The organism is Luteimonas sp. 9C (genome assembly GCF_902506295.1).
GTDB lineage: Bacteria > Pseudomonadota > Gammaproteobacteria > Xanthomonadales > Xanthomonadaceae > Luteimonas.
Genome location: NZ_LR733313.1, coordinates 41,396 through 59,108 on the forward strand (window position 1 = coordinate 41,396; position 17,713 = coordinate 59,108).

Consider the following 17,713-nt stretch of genomic DNA (forward strand, 5'->3'; position numbering starts at 1 on the left):
GGGACACCAAGCTCCCGACCGTATCACCGGACGGCAGCACCGGAAGGCGGATCCTGACGGATCGCCATCCGGTGCTGCCGCGGCGGGCGTCGCTCAGAGCATCGCCAGTTCGACGTTGCTGAGCGTCTTGCCGTAGTGCTTGCGCAGACGCAGCTTGCGCTCGAGGTCTTCGAGAATGCGGCCGGAGAAGTCGAGTCCGGTGAGCTCCTCGAGCATGTTGATGCCGCCGGGCGTGTCGACGTTCACCTCCATCAGCTTGTCGCCGACGATGTCGAGGCCGACGAAGTACATGCCGTCGCGGATCAGCTTCGGCGCGACCAGCTCGGCCAGGCGCAGGGCGTCCGCGTCGGGCTTGGCCATCTCGTACTTGCCGCCGGCGCTGATGTTGCTGCGCGCATCGCCACTGTCGTTGTAGCGGCGGATGCAGGCGTAGGTGCCGTCCACTTCGAGCGGGCGGCCGTTGAGCATCAGCAGGCGCAGGTCGCCGTCCTTCGCCCGGGGCAGGTATTCCTGGGCGATCGCATAACCGTCGCGCAGGACCGCATCGATCATCTGGTTGAGGTTGCCGCCGCTTTCGGGCGTCACGACGAAGACGCTCTGGCCACCCGAGCCCTGCAACGGCTTGATGACGCCATAGCCTTCGCGCGCTTCGATGAAGGCCTTGATCTCTTCCACGTCGCAGCTGATGCAGGTCACCGGACGCACTTCCTCGGGGAAATGCTGGAAGTAGGTCTTGTTCGAGGCGTCGGTCAGATGCATCGGGTCGTTGACCACGAGGGCGTGCTTGAGTGCGCTGAGCTGGGCGAACAGCAGGCCGCTGCCCGGCGCCCAGGGACGCTCGACCATCTCGTCCGCGGGATCGCTGCGCAGCATCAGCACATCGAGATCGTCGACGGAGATACGGTCGGTCGGGCACGCATCCGACTGCAGGTCGGCGAGCAGCGCCGCATCGTCGGCGTAGTCCTGACCGCAGGGCATGTGCGCGCAGGCACGCACGGTGCCGTCGGCGTCGTAGGTGAAATCGGCGAGACCGATGAGGGCGATCTCATGGCCGCGCGACAGGGCGCGGCGGGCAAGACGGATCGTCGTGTAGTTGTCCTGCTCGGTGTCGACATCGTTGACGACAAAGCCGAAACGCAGGGGGTGTCCGTCTGTCATGCAGCGTGCTCCGGGGTGCGGTGTGTATGGAAGAGATGCTCGACCGGCGTGCGCCGGCAGGTGTCGAGGCGGTCGTGGAAATCGTCGTGCGTGGTGTAGCGGGGCAGCAGCTCGGGCGGCACGATCCAGCCGTCGTCGAGCAGCGTGTCCAGCAACCCGAGCTGGGGCAGCGCGAACTTGCCCAGGAACAGCGCCTCGAAGTCGCCGCCGGCATCCAGATAGGCGAGCAGATCGCGCAGCCCGCGCAGGTATACCGCGTCCTTGGTCAGACCGCCGCCACGCCGGGCCCGCACGGCGACGTCGAAGGCATCGTCGGTGGGCATGTCGTGGGTTTCATGGAGGCAGGCGAAGATCGCCGGCAGCTGCGCGCCTTGTGCCGCCATCGAGGTCGCCACCACGCGCGCGGCGAGGATGCGCAGGCGCTCGCCGGGCAGATAACCCGCGAGGAACTCACCCAGCACGCCGAGGCCTTCTTGCATCGGATCGTAGTGCGCCAGACCCACTTCCAGCTGGCGCAGCGCCTGCCGCCGGCCGTTGTGGCGGGTTACGACATGCGTGCCGATCTCATGCTGGATCAGTGGCTGCACGCGCGCCCGCGGCAGACGGATGTTGCCGTCGATGTAGAACGTGCCGTGCGAGACCATCAGCATCGAACTGATGTCGGTGTCCACGACGACGTCGATGTGGAAATCCGGCGACTGTGCGCGGTACCAGGCGATTTCCGCGTCCACCTGGCTGCGCACCTCGTCGATGCCGCAATCGGCCGCCAGCGGCTCGCCGCTGCCGACATGTCCCAGGATGCGCTCGGCCAGTGCCAGCAATTCGGGTTCCACCGCGCCGAACAGGGCCACGCTGGCGTCGACGAAACCGGGCCGGTCGCGCTGCTCGACCAGATCGATCATGCGGCCGAGCTCGGCCTGTTTCTCCGCCAGCAGCGCCTGCAGCGCCGGTGATTCGATGCCGGCCACGGGCAGGGCCTCGAGCGCCCGGCGTGTTTCGACGAGATCGGTGTCGAGGTCCACGTAGCGCAGCCGCGGTTCGACGCTGCGACCGGAGGTCTCGAAGTCGTTCCACAGGCCCACGCCGTCCAGCGGTGACAGCGCCAGCAACCAGTCGAGGCGTGCATCCAGCGCAGCCAGGGCCTCGTCGACATGCGCGGCCACCGGCGGCAACGGTCGTGCGACCGGCCGCCGGGCGACGCCGGCGCTCACTTGAGGAACTCCGGGCGCACGGCATCGACTGCGTGCGACAGACCGTCGCGCAACGCGTACAGCGCCGGAATGTCGGCCTGACCGGTCCATTCGTCCATGAAGATCTTCTTGTATTCGGGCGAGATCGTGCACACGCGATCGTCCCAGTGCGCGTAGACCCACTCGGGGAAATGGCCGCCGGTCGGGAAACGCACGTTGCAGCGCACATCCGGCAGCGCCCCGCGGACGGGGTGGCGCCGCAGCACGTTGGCGAAGCGCTTCGCGGTCTCGCCCCAGCGCACGGGATCGAGCGTGGTGATGCCCAGCTCGATGTCGGGATTGGCGTCCTGCGCGGCAGGCGCGGCGTCGGGTCCGTCGCGGCGGTGGTTGTAGCTGTGGATGTCGATCAGCAACGCGCTGCCCCAACGGGCCACGGTGCGGTCGATCAGCTCGCCGATCATGTCGTAGAAGCGGTCGTGCAAGGCGAGCGAAGTGTCGAGCTCGCGCTGCTCGAGCGGCGCTTTCCACACATCGAGACCCCACGCGGCGTCGGGCCCGGTGTAGACGGCTTCGGCGCGCGCGCGGTTCAGATCGACCTCGAACCGCGACTGGCGCACGCGCAGGCGGGTGTCGCCGACTTGGGTCAGCAGACTGGTGAGCGGATCCTCCTCGCGCCAGCGCACATCGTCGTCGAGCGCGACGCATGCACGCAGCGACGGGCGCAGCGCATGGCCATCGTGGATCGCGGTCGCGATGACCGGACCGTCGGCGACGGCGAGATCCCAGGCGTCGACACGCTCGAGCAAAGCGGGCGGGGTGGTATCGGAGAAAAGGGGGGCGGGGGCGATACGGCGTTGATCAGGCATGGCGCGCATGCTCGCAATCCACGAATGATGCGGTCGTGACCACATCGGTACCCGGCCTTGACGGCCGTTTAACCTACAATCGCGCCTTCTCCGCGCCTGGCGCTCTTCCGATGTCTCCCAAGGCCACCGTTTACAAAGCCGAACTCCAGGTCACCGACATGGACCGGCATTACTACGCCTCGCGCGACCTCGTGCTGGCGCAGCATCCATCGGAGACCGAAGCGCGGCTGATGGTGCGGTTGATCACCTTCGCGCTGTTCGCCGACGAACGCCTGGAGTTCGGTCGCGGCCTCAGCAACGAGGAAGAACCGGACCTGTGGCGCCGCGACTACACCGGCGACATCGAGCAGTGGATCGACCTCGGCCAGCCGGACGAAAGCCGCATCCGCAAGGCCAGCGGGCGCGCGCGCCAGGTGGTGGTGGTGAACTACAGCGGCAACGCCGCGCAGATCTGGTGGGACCGGATCGCGAATTCGCTCACGCGCCTGAAGAACCTCACCGTGGTCGATCTCGATCCGGCGAAGATCGAAGAGGCGGTCGGCCTGCTGCAGCGGAGCATGCGCCTGACCGCGATGATCCAGGACGGCGAACTGCAGCTGATGAGCGAGTCGGAGACCGTCACGATGACTCCGGTCTGGCGGGTGCGTCCGGCCAGCTGAACGGCCACGCGTGACCTCCAGCCGTTGCCGTGGACGCGGGCGCTGATTAAGGTCGCGGCTCGCCACGTTCTTACCGGAAGTCCCGCATGTCGCTCCGCCGTCCCGTCACCGCCGCGCTCGCCGCCGGCCTCGCGCTGTCCGCCGTGACCGCACACGCCGATGAAGGCATGTGGATGCCGACGCAGCTGCCCGACATCGCCAAGCCGATGCGCGAGGCCGGTTTCCGCGGTCGCGCCGACGCGTTGGCGGATGTCACCGCGCCGCCGCTCAGCGCGGTGGTCAAGGTCGGCGGCGGCACCGGCGCCTTCGTCTCCGATGCAGGCCTGCTGCTGACCAACCACCACGTCGCCTACGGCGTGATCCAGTACAACAGCAGCGCCGAGCGCAACATCATCGATGGCGGCTTCATCGCCGACGGCCGCGCCGACGAGCGCCCCTCGAATCCCGATTTCCGCGTGCTGGTGACGGTGGGCTTCGACAAGGTGACCGACGCGGTGCTGGCCGATGCCCGCGGCAAGAGCGGCCGTGCGTATTTCGACGCCGTGGACGCCGCCGGCAAGCGCATCGTGGCCGAGTGCGAGCAGTCGGGCGAAGTGCGCTGCAGCGTCGCCAACATGTATTACGGCACCGATTTCTATCGCATCCGCCAGCTGGAGCTGCGCGACGTGCGCCTGGTCTATGCGCCGCCGCGCGCGATCGGCAACTACGGCGACGAGATCGACAACTTCATGTGGCCGCGCCACACCGGCGATTTCACCCTGCTGCGCGCCTATGTCGGCCGCGACGGCAAGCCGGCCGACTATCATGCCGACAACGTGCCCTACGTCCCGCCGGCGCACCTGCAGATCGCGCGGGGCGGCCTGCACGCCGGTGATTACGCGATGCTCGCCGGCTATCCGGGCACCACCTTCCGCCACCGCACCGCGGCCGAGTTCGACGCCCAGGTCGCGCGCGTCCTGCCGCAGCGCGTGGGGGTGTTCGATGCCCTGATCGATGCGGTCGAGTCCGCGGGCGCCGACGACGCGGACATCCGCACGCGTTACGCCTCGCAGCTGCAGTCGCTGAAGAACAACCGCAAACGCGCCGCCGGCGAGCTCGAGGGCCTGCAGCGCAGCGACGCGGTGCGCCTGCGCGGCGAGGACGAGGCGGCGATGCTGGCCGCGACGACGGGGCCGGACGCGGCCGATATCGCCGCACTGCAGACCATCCTGGGCGAGGCCGACGCCGCCGGCGCGCGCGACCTGCTGATGGGCCTCGTCGCCAGCCAGACCCAGCTGCTGCGCGCGGCGTTGCTGCTCGAGCGCCTGCGCATCGAATCGGCGAAGCCGGACGACGCCGCGCGCGAAACCGGCTACCAGCAACGCGACCATGCGCTGATCGAAGGGGTGCTGAAACAGGTGCAGCGCCGCTATGCACCGGCCGCCGAGAAAGCGCTGCTCGGCGTGCTGGTCGGCCGGTACCAGCAGCTGTCGGACGCGCAACGCCTGCCGGCATTCGACGCGGCCTTCGGCCGTACGCCGGCATCGCTGAAGACCGCACTGGACAAGGTGTACGCCGGGACGGCACTCGGCACTGAGGGCGAGCGCCTGTCGCGCTTCGCCGATGCGCGCGCCGGCCGGCCGCTGGCGGCGGACCCGCTGCTGGCACTGGCCTCGCAGATCGTGGCCGCGCAGCTGGACGCCGAGGACGCGCGCAAGGCCCGCGAAGGCGAACAGCTGCGGCTGCGCCCGGCCTACATGCGCGCCCTGTTCGCATGGCGCGCGCAGCAGGGCCGCGCGGTCTATCCGGATGCCAACGGCACGCTGCGCGTGAGCTACGGCAGGGTCGAAGCGCTGGCGCCGCGCGACGCGGTGGCGTTCGCGCCGGTGACCACGGTCGCCGGCATCGTCGAGAAGAACACCGGGCAGGTGCCGTTCGACGCGCCGCAGCCGCTGCTCGATGCGATCGCCAAAGGCGATTTCGAAGGCACGGCCGAAGCCTCGCTGGGCACCCAGCCGGTCAACTTCCTGACCAACCTCGACACCACCGGCGGCAACTCCGGCTCGCCGGTACTCAACGCACGCGGCGAGCTGGTCGGCCTGAACTTCGACAGCAACTGGGAGTCGGTCAGCGCGAGCTGGTGGTTCGACCCGCGCACCAAGCGCGCGATCCACGTCGACATGCGCTACATGCGCTGGCTGATGGACAAGGTGTATCCGGCGCCGGCGCTGCTCGAGGAAATGGGATTGCCGGCGCGTTGATGCGTGTCGCCGGTCGGGTGCGGTTCGGGCGCACGGCCGGCGCAGGCCGCACAATGGCAGGCCGAACCCGAACGCCCATCGCACCATGAAGATCCCGCAGGGACTGCAGCCACTGATCGAGGACGGCATCATCGATGCCGTGCTGCGACCGCTCAAGAGCGGCAAGGAGGCGTCGGTGTACGTCGTCCAGGTCGGCGACGAGGTGCGGTGCGCGAAGGTCTACAAGGACATGGCGCAGCGCAGTTTCCAAGCGCGCGTGCAGTACCAGGAAGGGCGCAAGGTCCGCGGCAGCCGCGAGCAGCGGGCGATGGGCAAGGCGACCAAGTTCGGCCGCCGCGAGCAGGAAGCCGCGTGGAAGACCACCGAGGTCGATGCGCTGTACGCCCTGGCCGATGCCGGCGTGCGCGTGCCGCAGCCCTACGGGTTCTTTCACGGCGTGCTGCTGATGGACCTGGTCACCGATGCCGACGGCTTCAGCGCGCCGCGTCTGGCCGAAGTGGATCTCGAACCCGACCAGGCCCGCGAGTGGCACCTGATGCTGGTGCGCGACATCGTGCGGATGCTGGTGCTGGGCATGGTCCACGGCGATCTGTCCGAGTACAACGTGCTGGCCACGCCCGACGGTCCGGTGCTGATCGATTTCCCGCAGGTCGTCAGCGCGGCCGGCAACAATGCCGCGCGCGACATGCTGCTGCGCGACGTGCACAACGTCCGCGACACGCTTGCGCGCTTCGCCCCCGAACTCGCCGACACCCATTACGGCGAAGAGATGTGGGCGCTGTACGAGGCCGGCGACCTGCAGGCCGATTCGCCGCTGACCGGCCGGTTCGTGTTCGACACGCGCAAGGCCGACACCGGCGCGATCCTGTGGTCGATCGAGGATGCGCGCCAGGAAGCGGTGATCCGCCAGCAGGGTCGCGAAGAGGCCGATGCGGCCGACTGACGGCGCGCCGCGGGCATGAGCCGTCCGCGGTTTCCGCCGCAGGGCGGCGTGCCGGCAAGCCGGTTGCAGCTGCCGGCGGGTGACTGGGCCACCGTGGTCGATGCGCTGGTCGCACGCTTTCCGCAGGTCGATGCCGCGACGTGGCGGGACCGGATCGAACGGGGCCGGGTGCTCGATGCGCAGGGCGAACCGATCACGCTGGAGACGCCGCATCGCGTCGGCGCCGAGATCGGCTATTACCGGGAAGTCGTCGATGAGCCGGTGATCGATGCGGCCGAGCGCATCCTCCACATCGATGATCACCTCGTGGTCGCGGACAAGCCGCACGGTCTGCCGGTCACGCCCACCGGCGCCTTCGTCACCCAGACCCTGCTCACGCGGCTGGCGGCGACGCTCGGCAATCCGGATCTCGTCCCGCTGCACCGGATCGATCGCGGCACGGCCGGGCTCGTGCTGTTCTCGGCCGATCCCGCGAGCCGCGCGCGCTACCAGGCGCTGTTCCGCGAGTCGCGCATCCGCAAGACCTACGAAGCGCTGGCGTCCCCGTTGCCCGACCTCGTGTTTCCGCTGACGCGCCGCAGCCGCATCGAACGCGGCGACCCGTTCTTCCGCATGTGCGAAACCGACGGCACGCCGAACAGCGAGACTCGCATCGATGTGTACGAACGCGGCGCCAGGCTCTGGCGCTACGCGCTGTCACCGGTCAGTGGACGCAAACATCAGCTCCGCGTGCATATGGCCGCGCTCGGCGCGCCGATCCTGCACGATCCCTGGTATCCGGCGCTGCGGGACGACGCTGATGCGATGCGACCCCCGCTGCAGTTGCTGGCCCGCGCGGTCGCCTTCGACGATCCGCTCGATGGGCGTCCACGCGTTTTCGAATCGGAGTTCAAGCTTTCGGACTCGCTGGACGAGTAGCGCGCTGCGTCCGCTGCGTCGGCATTGGGTCGTTCCGCAGATCGCTCGCGTGTGCCCGAGGTTTCGCGGCCAGGGCCGCTCCTGCAAGAAAGGCCTGTGCCTGCGTTTGCAGGCGCGCGCTCGTGCGCGAGCGGGCGTCGCACGCGGCCCCCGACACCGGCCGCACGCCGGACGCCACTCATGCAGTGCCGGCGTTGCGCCCCACCCACGCCAGCACCCCGTCCACCGCGACCGCGGCGCTCGCCCAGCACGCGGTCAGCAGATAGCCGCCGGTCGGCGCTTCCCAGTCGAGCATTTCGCCGGCGACGAACACGCCGGGCAGGGCATCGAGCATCAGCGTGTCGCCGGTCGCCTCCAGACGCACGCCGCCGGCACTGCTGATCGCTTCGGCGATCGGGCGTGGCGCCCGCAGGCGCACTGGCAGACGTTTGATCGCGGCCGCCACGCGCGCGGGATCGTCGAGCGCGGCGCGATCGAGCAGTTCGAACAGCAGCGCCGTCTTCGCGGCATCGAGTCCGGTCGCGCGGCGCAGGTGCTCGCCGATGCTGCGACGGCCCCGCGCGCGCGACAGGTCGGCCTGCAGGCGCGCGAGATCGCGCCCCGGGGCCAGGTCCAGTTCGAGCACCGCACTGCCGTCGCGCGCGATCGTGTCGCGCAAGGTGCCGGAGACCGCATAGATCGCGCTGCCTTCGAGACCGGTCGCCGTCAGCACGCACTCGCCCTGCAGCGCATGCGGCGTGCCGTCGAGGTCCGTCCAGTGCAGCACCACCGGCTTGAGCGGCGCGCCGGCATGGCGCTCGGCCAGATGCGCGCTCCAGCCGATGTCGAATCCGCAGTTCGTCGGCACCAGTGGCGCCACGTCGATCCCGCGCGCCGACAGCACCGGCTGCCAGCGCCCGTCGGACCCCAGTTCCGGCCAGCTGGCGCCACCCATCGCCAGCAGCGTGGCATCGGCGACGTGGTGCACGTGGCCATCCGGCGTCTCGAACACCAGCGCGCAGCTGTCGTCCCAGCCGGTCCAGCGATGCTGGACATGGAAACGCACGCCATCCTCGCGCAACTGCCGGACCCAGCCGCGCAGCAGCGGCGCGGCCTTCAGGTCCTCGGGGAATACGCGCCCGGAGCTGCCGACGAAGGTCGGCACGCCGCGCGCCGCCGCCCAGTCGCGCAGCGCCTGCGCATCGAAGCGGTCGAGCCAGCCGCCCACTGCCGCGTCGCGTGCGCCGTAGCGCCCATCGAACGCCGGTCGCGGCTCGGAGTGGGTGAGATTCAGGCCGCCCTTGCCGGCGATCAGGAACTTGCGTCCGACCGAGCCCTTGGCCTCGAACAGATCGACGTCCAGACCCGCCGCGCGCGCGCGCTCGGCCGCGAACAGGCCGGCCGGACCGCCACCGATGACGGCGAGCCGCGGCGTGCGCACATCAGACATTTCAGGCGCCTTGCTGGAAGGCCAGGATGTAACCGTTGCAGTCGACGATGCCGAACTCCCGGGCACCGTAGGGCATGTCCTGCAGCGTCCAGGCGAGCTGCGCGCGGCCCTGCACCTGGGCGAAGCTGGCGTCGACATCGTCCACGGTGAAGTACAGCGTACCGGTCAGTGTCGGTGCGCGATGCCAGAGATCGGCGGCGGTGAACACCAGACGCGCGCCGTGTCCGGTGATGGTCAATGTGTCACCGGTCGACGGCGCGGCGGCGAAGCCGGGCAGGGCGGTGTAGAACGCGCGGGTGCGTTCGAGATCGGTACAGCGCAGCAGCAGGGTCAGGGCCATGACGGTCCTCCATCGGGTACGAGGCCATTATGACCGGGGGCACTGCTCATCCCGAGTCAACGTGGTGCCTGATAGCGTCGGCCTCTCGTCCAGACGCGACATGCAGGAGGCCGTCATGGCCACGGGTTGGGCAGGCGATGGCGCGGTGCAGGACCAGATCGACGCCACGGTGAAAGATGCGATCGAACGCGCCCGCCGGCAGTTGCGCAGCGGACCGGGACTGACGCATTGCGAAGAATGCGATGCACCGATTCCGGAGGCCCGCCGCCAGGCGGTCCCCGGCGTGCGGCTGTGCGTCGCGTGTCAGGCTGCGCACGATGCCGAAGACACCCAGGGCGGCTTCAACCGTCGCGGAAGCAAGGACAGCCAGTTGCGCTGAGCGCTCCACCGGACTTGCACGGGCGGTATGGGACAACGGGCGCCGCGTTGCGACGCGCCCCCCTTCCACCGGAGCCTCCATGCCCGCGCAGCAGGACCTCGCGTACTTCACCCGTCAAGTTCTGATCGTCCTCGCGTTGCTGACGGTGCTGGTGCTGTTCTGGGCGCTCACGCCGGTCCTGATGCTGGTGTTCGGCGCGATCGTCGTCGCCGCGCTGCTGCTGTCGCTGTCGGGTCTGCTGCGTCATGCCGTGCCGATGCCGCACGGCATCGCGCTGGCGATCGTGCTCGTCGTGTCGACCGGCGGTCTGTGCCTGCTGCTGTGGATGTTCGGCGCGCAGGCCACGCGCGAACTGGCGACGCTCACCGACTCCCTGCCGGCCGCCTACGCGCAGTTCCAGCAGTGGCTGGGCCAGACCAGCGTCGGCAGCCTGGTGCAGGAGCAGCTCGCCACCATCGGCGACAACATGGGGCGCATCGCCAGCAGCGCAGGCGCGATCGCGATGACGGTCTCCAGCGGCACGATCGACCTGTTCCTCGTACTGGTCGGCGCGATCTACATCGCGGCGCAGCCGGAGATGTACCGCAACGGGCTGCTGCATCTGGTGCCGCCATCGGCGAAAGCCGCCGCCACCGATGCACTCGACGCCAGCGGCCGTGCGCTGCGCCTGTGGCTGGGCGGGCAGCTCGTCGCGATGGTCGCGGTGGGCATCCTGACCGGCCTGGGCCTGTGGATGCTTGGGGTGCCGGCGGCATTCGCGCTCGCCCTGATCGCATTCCTGCTCGACTTCGTGCCGATCATCGGGCCGATCGCCGCGGCCATTCCCGGCATCCTGCTGGCGTTCACCGTCAGCCCGCAGGTGGGCTTCGCGACGATCGCGCTCTACGTCGTGCTGCAGCAGCTCGAGAGCAACGTGCTGCAGCCGCTGATCCAGCAGCGCGCCGTCGAACTGCCGCCCGCGCTGCTGCTGTTCTCGCTGGTGATCTTCGGCAGCCTGCAGGGCGCCGCCGGGCTGCTGCTCGCCGCGCCGCTGACCGTGGTGGTCTACGTGCTGGTCAAGCGGCTCTACGTGCGCGAGCTGCTGGGCGGCGAGACCGCGGTGCCCGGCGAGCACGGCTAAGACCGGACGCGCATGCGGCTTGCCGTGGCGGCGCGCGCCGGCCAGCATGGGCCCCCGCACGTCCAGGCACTTCCATGATCCAGCGCATCGATGCCGGCCCCCGCATGTCGGAGGCCACGATCCACGCCGACACCGTCTACTGCGCCGGGCAGGTGCCCGAAACCCCGGGGGCGGACATCGGCACGCAGACACGCGAGGTGCTCGCGGCCATCGACGCGCTGCTCGCACAGGCCGGCACGGACAAGACCCGGATCTTGCAGGCGCAGGTCGTGCTCGCCGACATCGGCGATTTCGCCGGCATGAACGCCGAGTGGGACCGCTGGGTGGTGCCGGGCCAGGCGCCGGCACGCGCGACGATCGAAGGCAGGCTCGCCGATCCGGGCTGGCGCATCGAGATCATCGTGACCGCCGCGCGCATCTGACGGGGCGCGCGGGTCAGACGTCCAGCGGATCGTACGCGCCGTTGCCCTGCCGCGCGGCGGGCAGGGCGCCACCGCGCCAGCGGCGCAGCGCACGCTGGAAGAACAGGCTGTTGGGAATCTGCAGGCAGGTGCCCGCGCCATCGCCGTCGTCGGTCTCGCGCAGGGTGGTGTAGACGAGGTTGATGTCGACCACCTGGCCGCGCAGGCCGGGTTTCTCGCCGTTCTCCAGCAGCTCGACATGGTCGTAGAGCCGGAACGGGCGCGTGGTGAGGATGAGCATCGTGCAGAAGATGTTCGACAGCACGCTCCATGCGGCGAAGAACGCCACCGCCGCCACCGCGGCGAAACCGGTGAAGGCCGTCCACAGCACCGTGCCGGACACGCCCATGCGTTCGAGGATCAGCAGCAGCGCCGCCGCATAGATCAGGAACGAGGTCACGCGCCGGCCACCGACGACGGCCTCGGGTGGCAGCGTGTAGCGGTGTCCGATGCGTTCGATCACGCGGCGCACCAGCAGCCGCAGCAGCCAGGCCACGAGCAGGATTAGCAGGATCTGGCCGACCGGCACGACGATGTCGAGCCAGTCGTGCAGCCACACGGGCAGGCGATCCTTGAGACGCACGGCAGCTCCACGCACGGCGCCATTCGCGCCGCCGCACAGTTTACGCGGCGATGCAGCACACGCCCCACCGCGCGCGCGTCCGGGCGCGTTTCGAACGAAGCGCCTTCAGCGCCGCGTTACCATCACCGGCCCACGACCCACGCGAACAAGAGGACATCCCGTGAGCACGATTCTGGCCCCAGTGTCGATCGGCGAACTCGCCGACAAGATCACCATCCTCGAGATCAAGGCCGAGCGCATCGGCGATGCACAGAAGCTGGCCAACGTCCGCACCGAACTCGACGGCCTGCTGCCGCTGTGGGCGCCACTCGCGCAGTCGCAGCCCGAAATGTCGGACCTGAAGACCGCGCTGCGCGCGGCCAATACGCGGATGTGGGACGTGCAGGACGCCCTGCGCGCGAAGGAAGCGGCGCAGGATTTCGGCGACGAGTTCATCGAGCTCGCGCGCGCGGTCGCGCGGCACAACGGCGACCGGGTCGAGGTCAAGAACCGCATCAACCGGCTGGCCGGTTCCCGCTTCGTCGAAGAGAAGCAGTACCGCTGACACGCCGCCCACCACCCGAGACAGGGTCTGGCGCTGGGCCGGATCGAGCAGCTGGCCGGCTGGTGCGTGGGGCGGGACGGTGATCGACTGCACGACGCGCGTGTTTCGCCTTCATCTGGATGTCGAGCGTCGCCCCGGCGACGGTGCAGCGGATCGCGCGAGCGGTGAAGTGACGCCGACGCGGCGCACGCGATGACGCGTCGGTGCGCCACGGGCCAGATCGACACATGCCGGAAAACAGAAAGCCCGCTGTGAGGCGGGCTTTCGAAATATGGTGGAGCCAAGGAGGATCGAACTCCTGACCTCGTCGATGCGAACGACGCGCTCTCCCAGCTGAGCTATGGCCCCATATGGTGCGTGGCGATTATACGGTTCCCGTCGCGGGCTCGCCAGCCCTGTCGAGCAACGGCGCCAGCGAAGGCTCGAGCTGACCGCGACGCCAGCCCGACAGCGCGCCGGGCCAGTCCGCACCTTCGACCAGCGCTTCGAGCCACTTGCGCGACGCGAGCACGCCGTCGGGCAGACCGATCTCGGCGCTGCGCGCGGCCACCGCCTGTTGCAGTCGCTTGAGCTGCTTGCGGTCGGGTTCTTCGCCGCGCGACAGCGGCATCTCGGCTTCGTCCGGCAGCTCGGTGGTCAGCGCCTGCCAGACGACGCCCGCGAGTTTGCGCGGCGCCTTGGGATGGGTGTCCAGCCGCTGTTGCAGCGCCGTCATGTCGGCGGGTGGATCGCGGGCGAGCAGGGTGGCGAGCTCGTTGTCGAGGATCCAGCTGCGCGGGCGATCGGTGGTGCGCGCGTAGGCTTCGCGCCAGCGCAGCAGGCGGGCCAGACGACGCTGGGCGTCGGCATCGAGAAACAGGCCCGCGCGTCCGCCGAGCTGCGGCCAGCGATCGCCGTCCATGTTGCCGGCGGTGGCGACGAGGCGCGCGCAGTCCTCGACCAGCCAGTCCGCACGATCCAGCGCGTCGAGCTTGCCGGAGAGCACGTCGTGGAGTGCGAACAGATGCGCGACATCGTCGACCGCGTATTCGAGCTGGGTCGCCGACAGCGGGCGCCGCAGCCAGTCGGATCGCGTCTCGCCCTTGGCCAGCGCGATGCGCAGCGCGTCCTGCACCAGCCGCTGGTAGCCCATCCCGGCGCCGGTACCCGACAGCGCGGCCGCGATCTGGGTGTCGAACAGCGGGGCCGGGACCGCGCCACAGGCGTGTCCGAACGCCACCAGATCCTCGCTGGCGCTGTGCATGATCTTGAGGATCGCCGGGTCGGCGAGCATCGGGCGCAGCGCCTCGGCGATGCCCGGGGCCAGCGGATCGACCAGCAGCACTTCGATGCCGTCGGCGCCTTCGATCGCGATCTGCACCAGCGCGAGCTGCGGCCAGAAGGTGCGTTCGCGAATGAACTCGGTGTCCAGACCGATACGGCAGGGGGCGCCGGGCAGACGGGCCCGCAGGGTCGCTGGATCGTCGATCCAGGCAGAGTTGGGAGATGACATGCGCGAAAGCCTAGCGGCGCGGACCGGTGGCGGCAATCGCCGGCGCTGTCGCATCGCCGCCACAGCCGCGATGGCTTAATCTGGCGCGATGCGGTCCAGGGAGCCCGGTTTGCGCAGTTTCTTCGTCGTCGGCCTGATGGGCGTGCTCGCGTTGGCAGGCTGCCGGGGCGACCGCTCCGACAGCGAGGCCACGACCGTCGACGGCAGCGTGACCATCAGCGGCGACGACGCCGTGGTGGCCGAACTCAACTGGACGCCGCCACCGGTGGTGATCGCCGAAGACGGCGACGCCGATGCGCTGGCACAGGCGCGTGCGGCGCTCGACGCCGACGATCTCTACGCCACGTCGACCTCGGCGATCCCGCTCTATCTGGCACTCGCCCGGCGCCCCGACAGCGCGGACGCGGCGCTCAGCGGCCTGCGGCAGGCTCGGACCCGTCTGCTCGCGCTCGGCGCGCAGGCGCTGGTGGAGGCCGACACGCTCGATTCGATCGCCGGCCTGCGCGCCGCACACGATTTCGCCGCGGTCGCGCGCTATCTCGATGCGGGCGACGCCGACGTGGTGCGCTATCTGGAACGCGTCGACGTCAGCGACCGTCTCTGGGAACTCAACCGCGGCGCCGAACGCGCCCTGCAGGCCGGCGAACTCGGCGAAGCGGGCGGCGGCGCGCTGGCGTTGTTCCGCGAGGCGGCGACGCTGCGTCCCGGGCAGCCGCGCGCCCTGCAGGGCATGGCGGCGGTCGAGAGCGCGATGATCCGGCGCGCCGAAGTGGCCGCCGATGCCGCGGACTACAGCGGCGGCACCCGCTGGCTGGCGCATGCGGCGACGATCCGGCCCGGCTTTCCCACCGTCTCCGACGCCGGGCAGCGCCTGGAACGCATGCGCGAGGCGCATATCCGCAGGCTCCGCGACGAAGGTGTCGATGCCCTGGGCGGCATCAACGGCGTCGTCGTCGCGCGCGAGCGTCTGGCGCAGATCATCGGCATCGCCCGGACCGGCGATCCGGTGGTCAGCGATCTGCGCCAGCGCATCGACCGCGCCGTGCACTACGGCGATTTCCGCCCCGGCCAGGTGTTCACCGATGCGCTCGAGGGCGGTGCCCGTGGCCCGCAGGTCGTGGTGCTGCCGCACGGCGGTTTCATGATGGGCGCGCTGCCCGGCGATCGCGATGCCGCGGACAACGAATCGCCGCGCCACGCGGTGCGGTTCGAACGCGGCTTCGCGATGGGCGTGCGCGAAGTGTCGGTCGGCGAGTTCCGGCGCTTCGTCGATGCCACGGGCTACCAGTCGCGCGCCGTGCGACGCGGGTTCTCGCTGGCCTACGACGAGCGCACCGGCAACTTCCTGCGTCGCAGCAACGTGGACTGGCGCTCCGATTACGTCGGCCGACCGGCCGGCGACACCATGCCCGTGCTGCACGTCAGCGCCAAGGACGCCCAGGCCTACGTCGACTGGCTGTCGACGCAGAGCGGTCGTCGCTACCGGCTGCCGAGCGAGGCCGAGTTCGAATACGCGTTCCGCAACGGCACCGCGGAACGCTATCCATGGGGCGAGGGCACGCCCCCTGACGGCGCCGGCAACATGACCGGCGCACTGGACCGCTCACCGGGCGGCCGCGCCTGGGGCAATGCCTTCCCCGATTACGAAGACGGCTACTGGGGCCCGGCGCCGGTCGGCAGCTTCGAACCCAACACCTGGGGCGTGCACGACCTGGCCGGCAATGTCAGCGAATGGATGGCCGACTGCTGGCATGCTACCTACCGGCGCGCGCCCGGTGACGGGTCGGCGTGGGTCAATCCCGGTTGCCGCGACCAGGTGATCCGCGGCGGCTCCTGGGCCAGTTCGCCGGCGCAGACCCGCACCAGCTGGCGGGCACTCGCGCAGGTTGACACGACTAATGCCAGACTCGGCTTCCGCGTAGTGCGCGAACTTTGACGACAGGCCGGGCGACCGGCTCCGGGGAGACGAGATGAGACAGAATCCATTCGGCGGCGGTGACCGTCGTCAGCCCGGTCGCGCGCCGCGGCGCCGCTTCGGCATGCGCTTCATCGTCCTGCTGCTGTTCGCGGGCTACGGCGCGTACTACTACTTCTCCAACCAGAGCGTCGACCCGGTCACCGGCGAGACCGTGCTGATCGATCGCGCGCTCGATGTCGATCAGGAGAAGGCGCTGGGCCTCGAGGCCTACCAGGAAATCCTCGGCCAGGAGCGCCCCGTCGATCCCGACAGCGAGATCTCGAAAGAGGTCCGCCTGATCGCCGAGCGCCTGATCGCCAAGGTCGACGTGGTCGAGGCCGAACTCGCGCGGGAGCACGGGCTGGAACCCACGCGGTTCTCGGAGAGCTTCGACTGGGAAGTCAACGTGCTCGAATCCGACCAGGCCAACGCGTTCTGTCTGCCGGGCGGCAAGATGGCCGTCTACACCGGCCTGATTCCGGTCGCGGAGAACGCCGATGCGCTGGCCGTCGTGATGGGCCACGAGATCGCCCACGCCCTGCTGCGTCACGGCGCCCAGCGCATGGCCCAGCAGAAGCTGACCCAAGTCGGCCAGATGGCCGGCGCGATGAGCGGCATGGACCCGCAGCAGCAACAGATGGTCATGGCCGCGATGGGCTACGGCTACCTGCTGCCCTACGCGCGCAAGCACGAGACCGAAGCCGACAACATCGGCCTGATGCTGGCCGCCGCCGCGTGCTTCGATCCGCGCGAAGCGGTGCCGCTGTGGCAGCGCATGTCCGAAGCCAGTGGCGGCCAGGCGCCACCGGAATTCTCGTCCACGCATCCCAACCCCGGCACCCGCATCCAGACCCTGGAATCGCTGATGCCCAAGGCGCTCGAATACCGCGCGAAATTCTGCGAAGACGCGCAGGGAAATTCAGCGTCGCTCCCGCAGCGGAACTGAATCACAGCTCGACACAGAAGCCCCGGCCCTTACGAACATGGAGAGCTTATGAGAACCGCTTACGTCCTGGCGCTGACACTTGTGGCGACGGCACTCGTCACGTCCCACACCTCCTATGCTCAGGATCCAGACAGTGGCAAGCCGCTCGTCCTTAATCTTGCATGCGAAGGCGGCGGATTAACCGGCACCCAAAACGGGTACAACGCCCGCCTCTTCGTGCATATCAACGGCACGGGCGGGGAGATCCAGATCCCTCGGCAGATTGTCGGCGGGTTCCGCCAAGCCGACACGTGGTTCCCGTTGCGGGATGTCGTCGTTGGGGCAGACGAGATCAGTGCGCGCTATCGGGCTGGTGCGCTGAGCTCTCCTCGCGTGGAGATCGATCGCGTTCACGGCGAACTTCGACTCGTCAGCGGGGCCGGGACTTTCAACGGAGTGTGTTCCCCTTACGACCCGGATACTGTCCAGAAGGCATTCTGAAGCGGAGA

General features: G+C 69.4%; 18 protein-coding genes and 1 tRNA gene. 11 read left to right on the forward strand and 8 right to left on the reverse strand.

Annotation, left to right across the window (positions count from 1 at the left end):
- Window positions 1–93: 93 nt before the first annotated feature.
- From CURTO8I2_RS13220 to CURTO8I2_RS13230, 3 genes are read right to left on the reverse strand one after another with little or no spacing between them, the layout of a single operon-like run.
- Window positions 94–1,158 (reverse strand): hypothetical protein, encoded by a 1,065-nt coding sequence (locus tag CURTO8I2_RS13220; RefSeq protein WP_201295556.1) that lies wholly within the window; start codon window positions 1,156–1,158, stop codon window positions 94–96.
- Window positions 1,155–2,369, reverse strand: a complete 1,215-nt coding sequence (locus tag CURTO8I2_RS13225; RefSeq protein WP_159681732.1) for a tyrosine/phenylalanine carboxypeptidase domain-containing protein — start codon at window positions 2,367–2,369, stop codon at window positions 1,155–1,157. The genes CURTO8I2_RS13220 and CURTO8I2_RS13225 overlap by 4 nt, the downstream gene beginning before the upstream one ends.
- The gene (locus CURTO8I2_RS13230) at window positions 2,366–3,154 is read right to left on the reverse strand and encodes an N-formylglutamate amidohydrolase (RefSeq protein ID WP_159681733.1); all 789 of its coding nucleotides are present in this window, start codon (window positions 3,152–3,154) and stop codon (window positions 2,366–2,368) included. The genes CURTO8I2_RS13225 and CURTO8I2_RS13230 overlap by 4 nt, the downstream gene beginning before the upstream one ends.
- Window positions 3,155–3,324: 170 nt before the next feature.
- Here CURTO8I2_RS13230 and CURTO8I2_RS13235 point away from each other — a divergent pair, with 170 nt between their 5' ends.
- The 4 genes from CURTO8I2_RS13235 (at window position 3,325) to CURTO8I2_RS13250 (ending at window position 7,974) form a co-directional block, all read left to right on the forward strand.
- Window positions 3,325–3,873 (forward strand): YaeQ family protein, encoded by a 549-nt coding sequence (locus tag CURTO8I2_RS13235; RefSeq protein ID WP_159681734.1) that lies wholly within the window; start codon window positions 3,325–3,327, stop codon window positions 3,871–3,873.
- Between the two features lie 86 nt (window positions 3,874–3,959).
- The gene (locus tag CURTO8I2_RS13240; protein WP_159681735.1) at window positions 3,960–6,113 is read left to right on the forward strand and encodes a S46 family peptidase; all 2,154 of its coding nucleotides are present in this window, start codon (window positions 3,960–3,962) and stop codon (window positions 6,111–6,113) included.
- An 85-nt stretch (window positions 6,114–6,198) separates the two neighbouring features.
- The gene (locus tag CURTO8I2_RS13245) at window positions 6,199–7,056 is read left to right on the forward strand and encodes a PA4780 family RIO1-like protein kinase (protein ID WP_159681736.1); all 858 of its coding nucleotides are present in this window, start codon (window positions 6,199–6,201) and stop codon (window positions 7,054–7,056) included.
- Window positions 7,057–7,071: 15 nt separating this feature from the next.
- On the forward strand, window positions 7,072–7,974 hold the full coding sequence (locus CURTO8I2_RS13250; protein ID WP_159681737.1) for a pseudouridine synthase: 903 nt from the start codon (window positions 7,072–7,074) through the stop codon (window positions 7,972–7,974).
- A gap of 178 nt (window positions 7,975–8,152) precedes the next feature.
- Here the strand turns inward: CURTO8I2_RS13250 and CURTO8I2_RS13255 are convergent, their stop codons facing one another.
- Entirely contained in the window at window positions 8,153–9,403 is a 1,251-nt protein-coding gene (locus tag CURTO8I2_RS13255) for a TIGR03862 family flavoprotein (RefSeq protein WP_159681738.1), read from the reverse strand.
- A 1-nt stretch (window position 9,404) separates the two neighbouring features.
- On the reverse strand, window positions 9,405–9,743 hold the full coding sequence (locus tag CURTO8I2_RS13260; RefSeq protein ID WP_159681739.1) for a VOC family protein: 339 nt from the start codon (window positions 9,741–9,743) through the stop codon (window positions 9,405–9,407).
- 115 nt (window positions 9,744–9,858) lie between these two features.
- On the opposite strand from CURTO8I2_RS13260, the gene CURTO8I2_RS13265 reads away from it, so the two are divergent.
- The 3 genes from CURTO8I2_RS13265 (at window position 9,859) to CURTO8I2_RS13275 (ending at window position 11,664) form a co-directional block, all read left to right on the forward strand.
- Entirely contained in the window at window positions 9,859–10,122 is a 264-nt protein-coding gene (locus tag CURTO8I2_RS13265) for a DksA/TraR family C4-type zinc finger protein (protein WP_159682117.1), read from the forward strand.
- A 79-nt stretch (window positions 10,123–10,201) separates the two neighbouring features.
- A complete protein-coding gene (locus CURTO8I2_RS13270; RefSeq protein WP_159681740.1) occupies window positions 10,202–11,242 on the forward strand; it encodes an AI-2E family transporter in 1,041 nt (346 codons plus the stop codon).
- A gap of 74 nt (window positions 11,243–11,316) precedes the next feature.
- Window positions 11,317–11,664, forward strand: coding sequence for a RidA family protein (locus tag CURTO8I2_RS13275; protein WP_159681741.1), 348 nt, complete (start codon window positions 11,317–11,319; stop codon window positions 11,662–11,664).
- Between the two features lie 13 nt (window positions 11,665–11,677).
- Here the strand turns inward: CURTO8I2_RS13275 and CURTO8I2_RS13280 are convergent, their stop codons facing one another.
- Window positions 11,678–12,286 (reverse strand): mechanosensitive ion channel domain-containing protein, encoded by a 609-nt coding sequence (locus CURTO8I2_RS13280; protein ID WP_159681742.1) that lies wholly within the window; start codon window positions 12,284–12,286, stop codon window positions 11,678–11,680.
- A 160-nt stretch (window positions 12,287–12,446) separates the two neighbouring features.
- Here CURTO8I2_RS13280 and CURTO8I2_RS13285 point away from each other — a divergent pair, with 160 nt between their 5' ends.
- Window positions 12,447–12,830, forward strand: coding sequence for a DUF6165 family protein (locus CURTO8I2_RS13285; protein ID WP_159681743.1), 384 nt, complete (start codon window positions 12,447–12,449; stop codon window positions 12,828–12,830).
- A gap of 272 nt (window positions 12,831–13,102) precedes the next feature.
- Here the strand turns inward: CURTO8I2_RS13285 and CURTO8I2_RS13290 are convergent.
- A tRNA-Ala gene (locus tag CURTO8I2_RS13290) sits at window positions 13,103–13,178 on the reverse strand.
- Between the two features lie 16 nt (window positions 13,179–13,194).
- Window positions 13,195–14,322, reverse strand: coding sequence for a ribonuclease D (gene rnd, locus CURTO8I2_RS13295; protein WP_159681744.1), 1,128 nt, complete (start codon window positions 14,320–14,322; stop codon window positions 13,195–13,197).
- A 109-nt stretch (window positions 14,323–14,431) separates the two neighbouring features.
- On the opposite strand from rnd, the gene CURTO8I2_RS13300 reads away from it, so the two are divergent.
- The 3 genes from CURTO8I2_RS13300 to CURTO8I2_RS13310 all read left to right on the forward strand — a co-directional run bounded on the left by CURTO8I2_RS13300 (window position 14,432) and on the right by CURTO8I2_RS13310 (window position 17,705).
- Window positions 14,432–16,258, forward strand: a complete 1,827-nt coding sequence (locus CURTO8I2_RS13300; protein ID WP_236551158.1) for a formylglycine-generating enzyme family protein — start codon at window positions 14,432–14,434, stop codon at window positions 16,256–16,258.
- Between the two features lie 103 nt (window positions 16,259–16,361).
- Entirely contained in the window at window positions 16,362–17,225 is an 864-nt protein-coding gene (locus tag CURTO8I2_RS13305; RefSeq protein WP_236551186.1) for a M48 family metallopeptidase, read from the forward strand.
- A gap of 48 nt (window positions 17,226–17,273) precedes the next feature.
- Window positions 17,274–17,705 (forward strand): hypothetical protein, encoded by a 432-nt coding sequence (locus tag CURTO8I2_RS13310; RefSeq protein ID WP_159681746.1) that lies wholly within the window; start codon window positions 17,274–17,276, stop codon window positions 17,703–17,705.
- Window positions 17,706–17,713 lie beyond the last annotated feature (8 nt).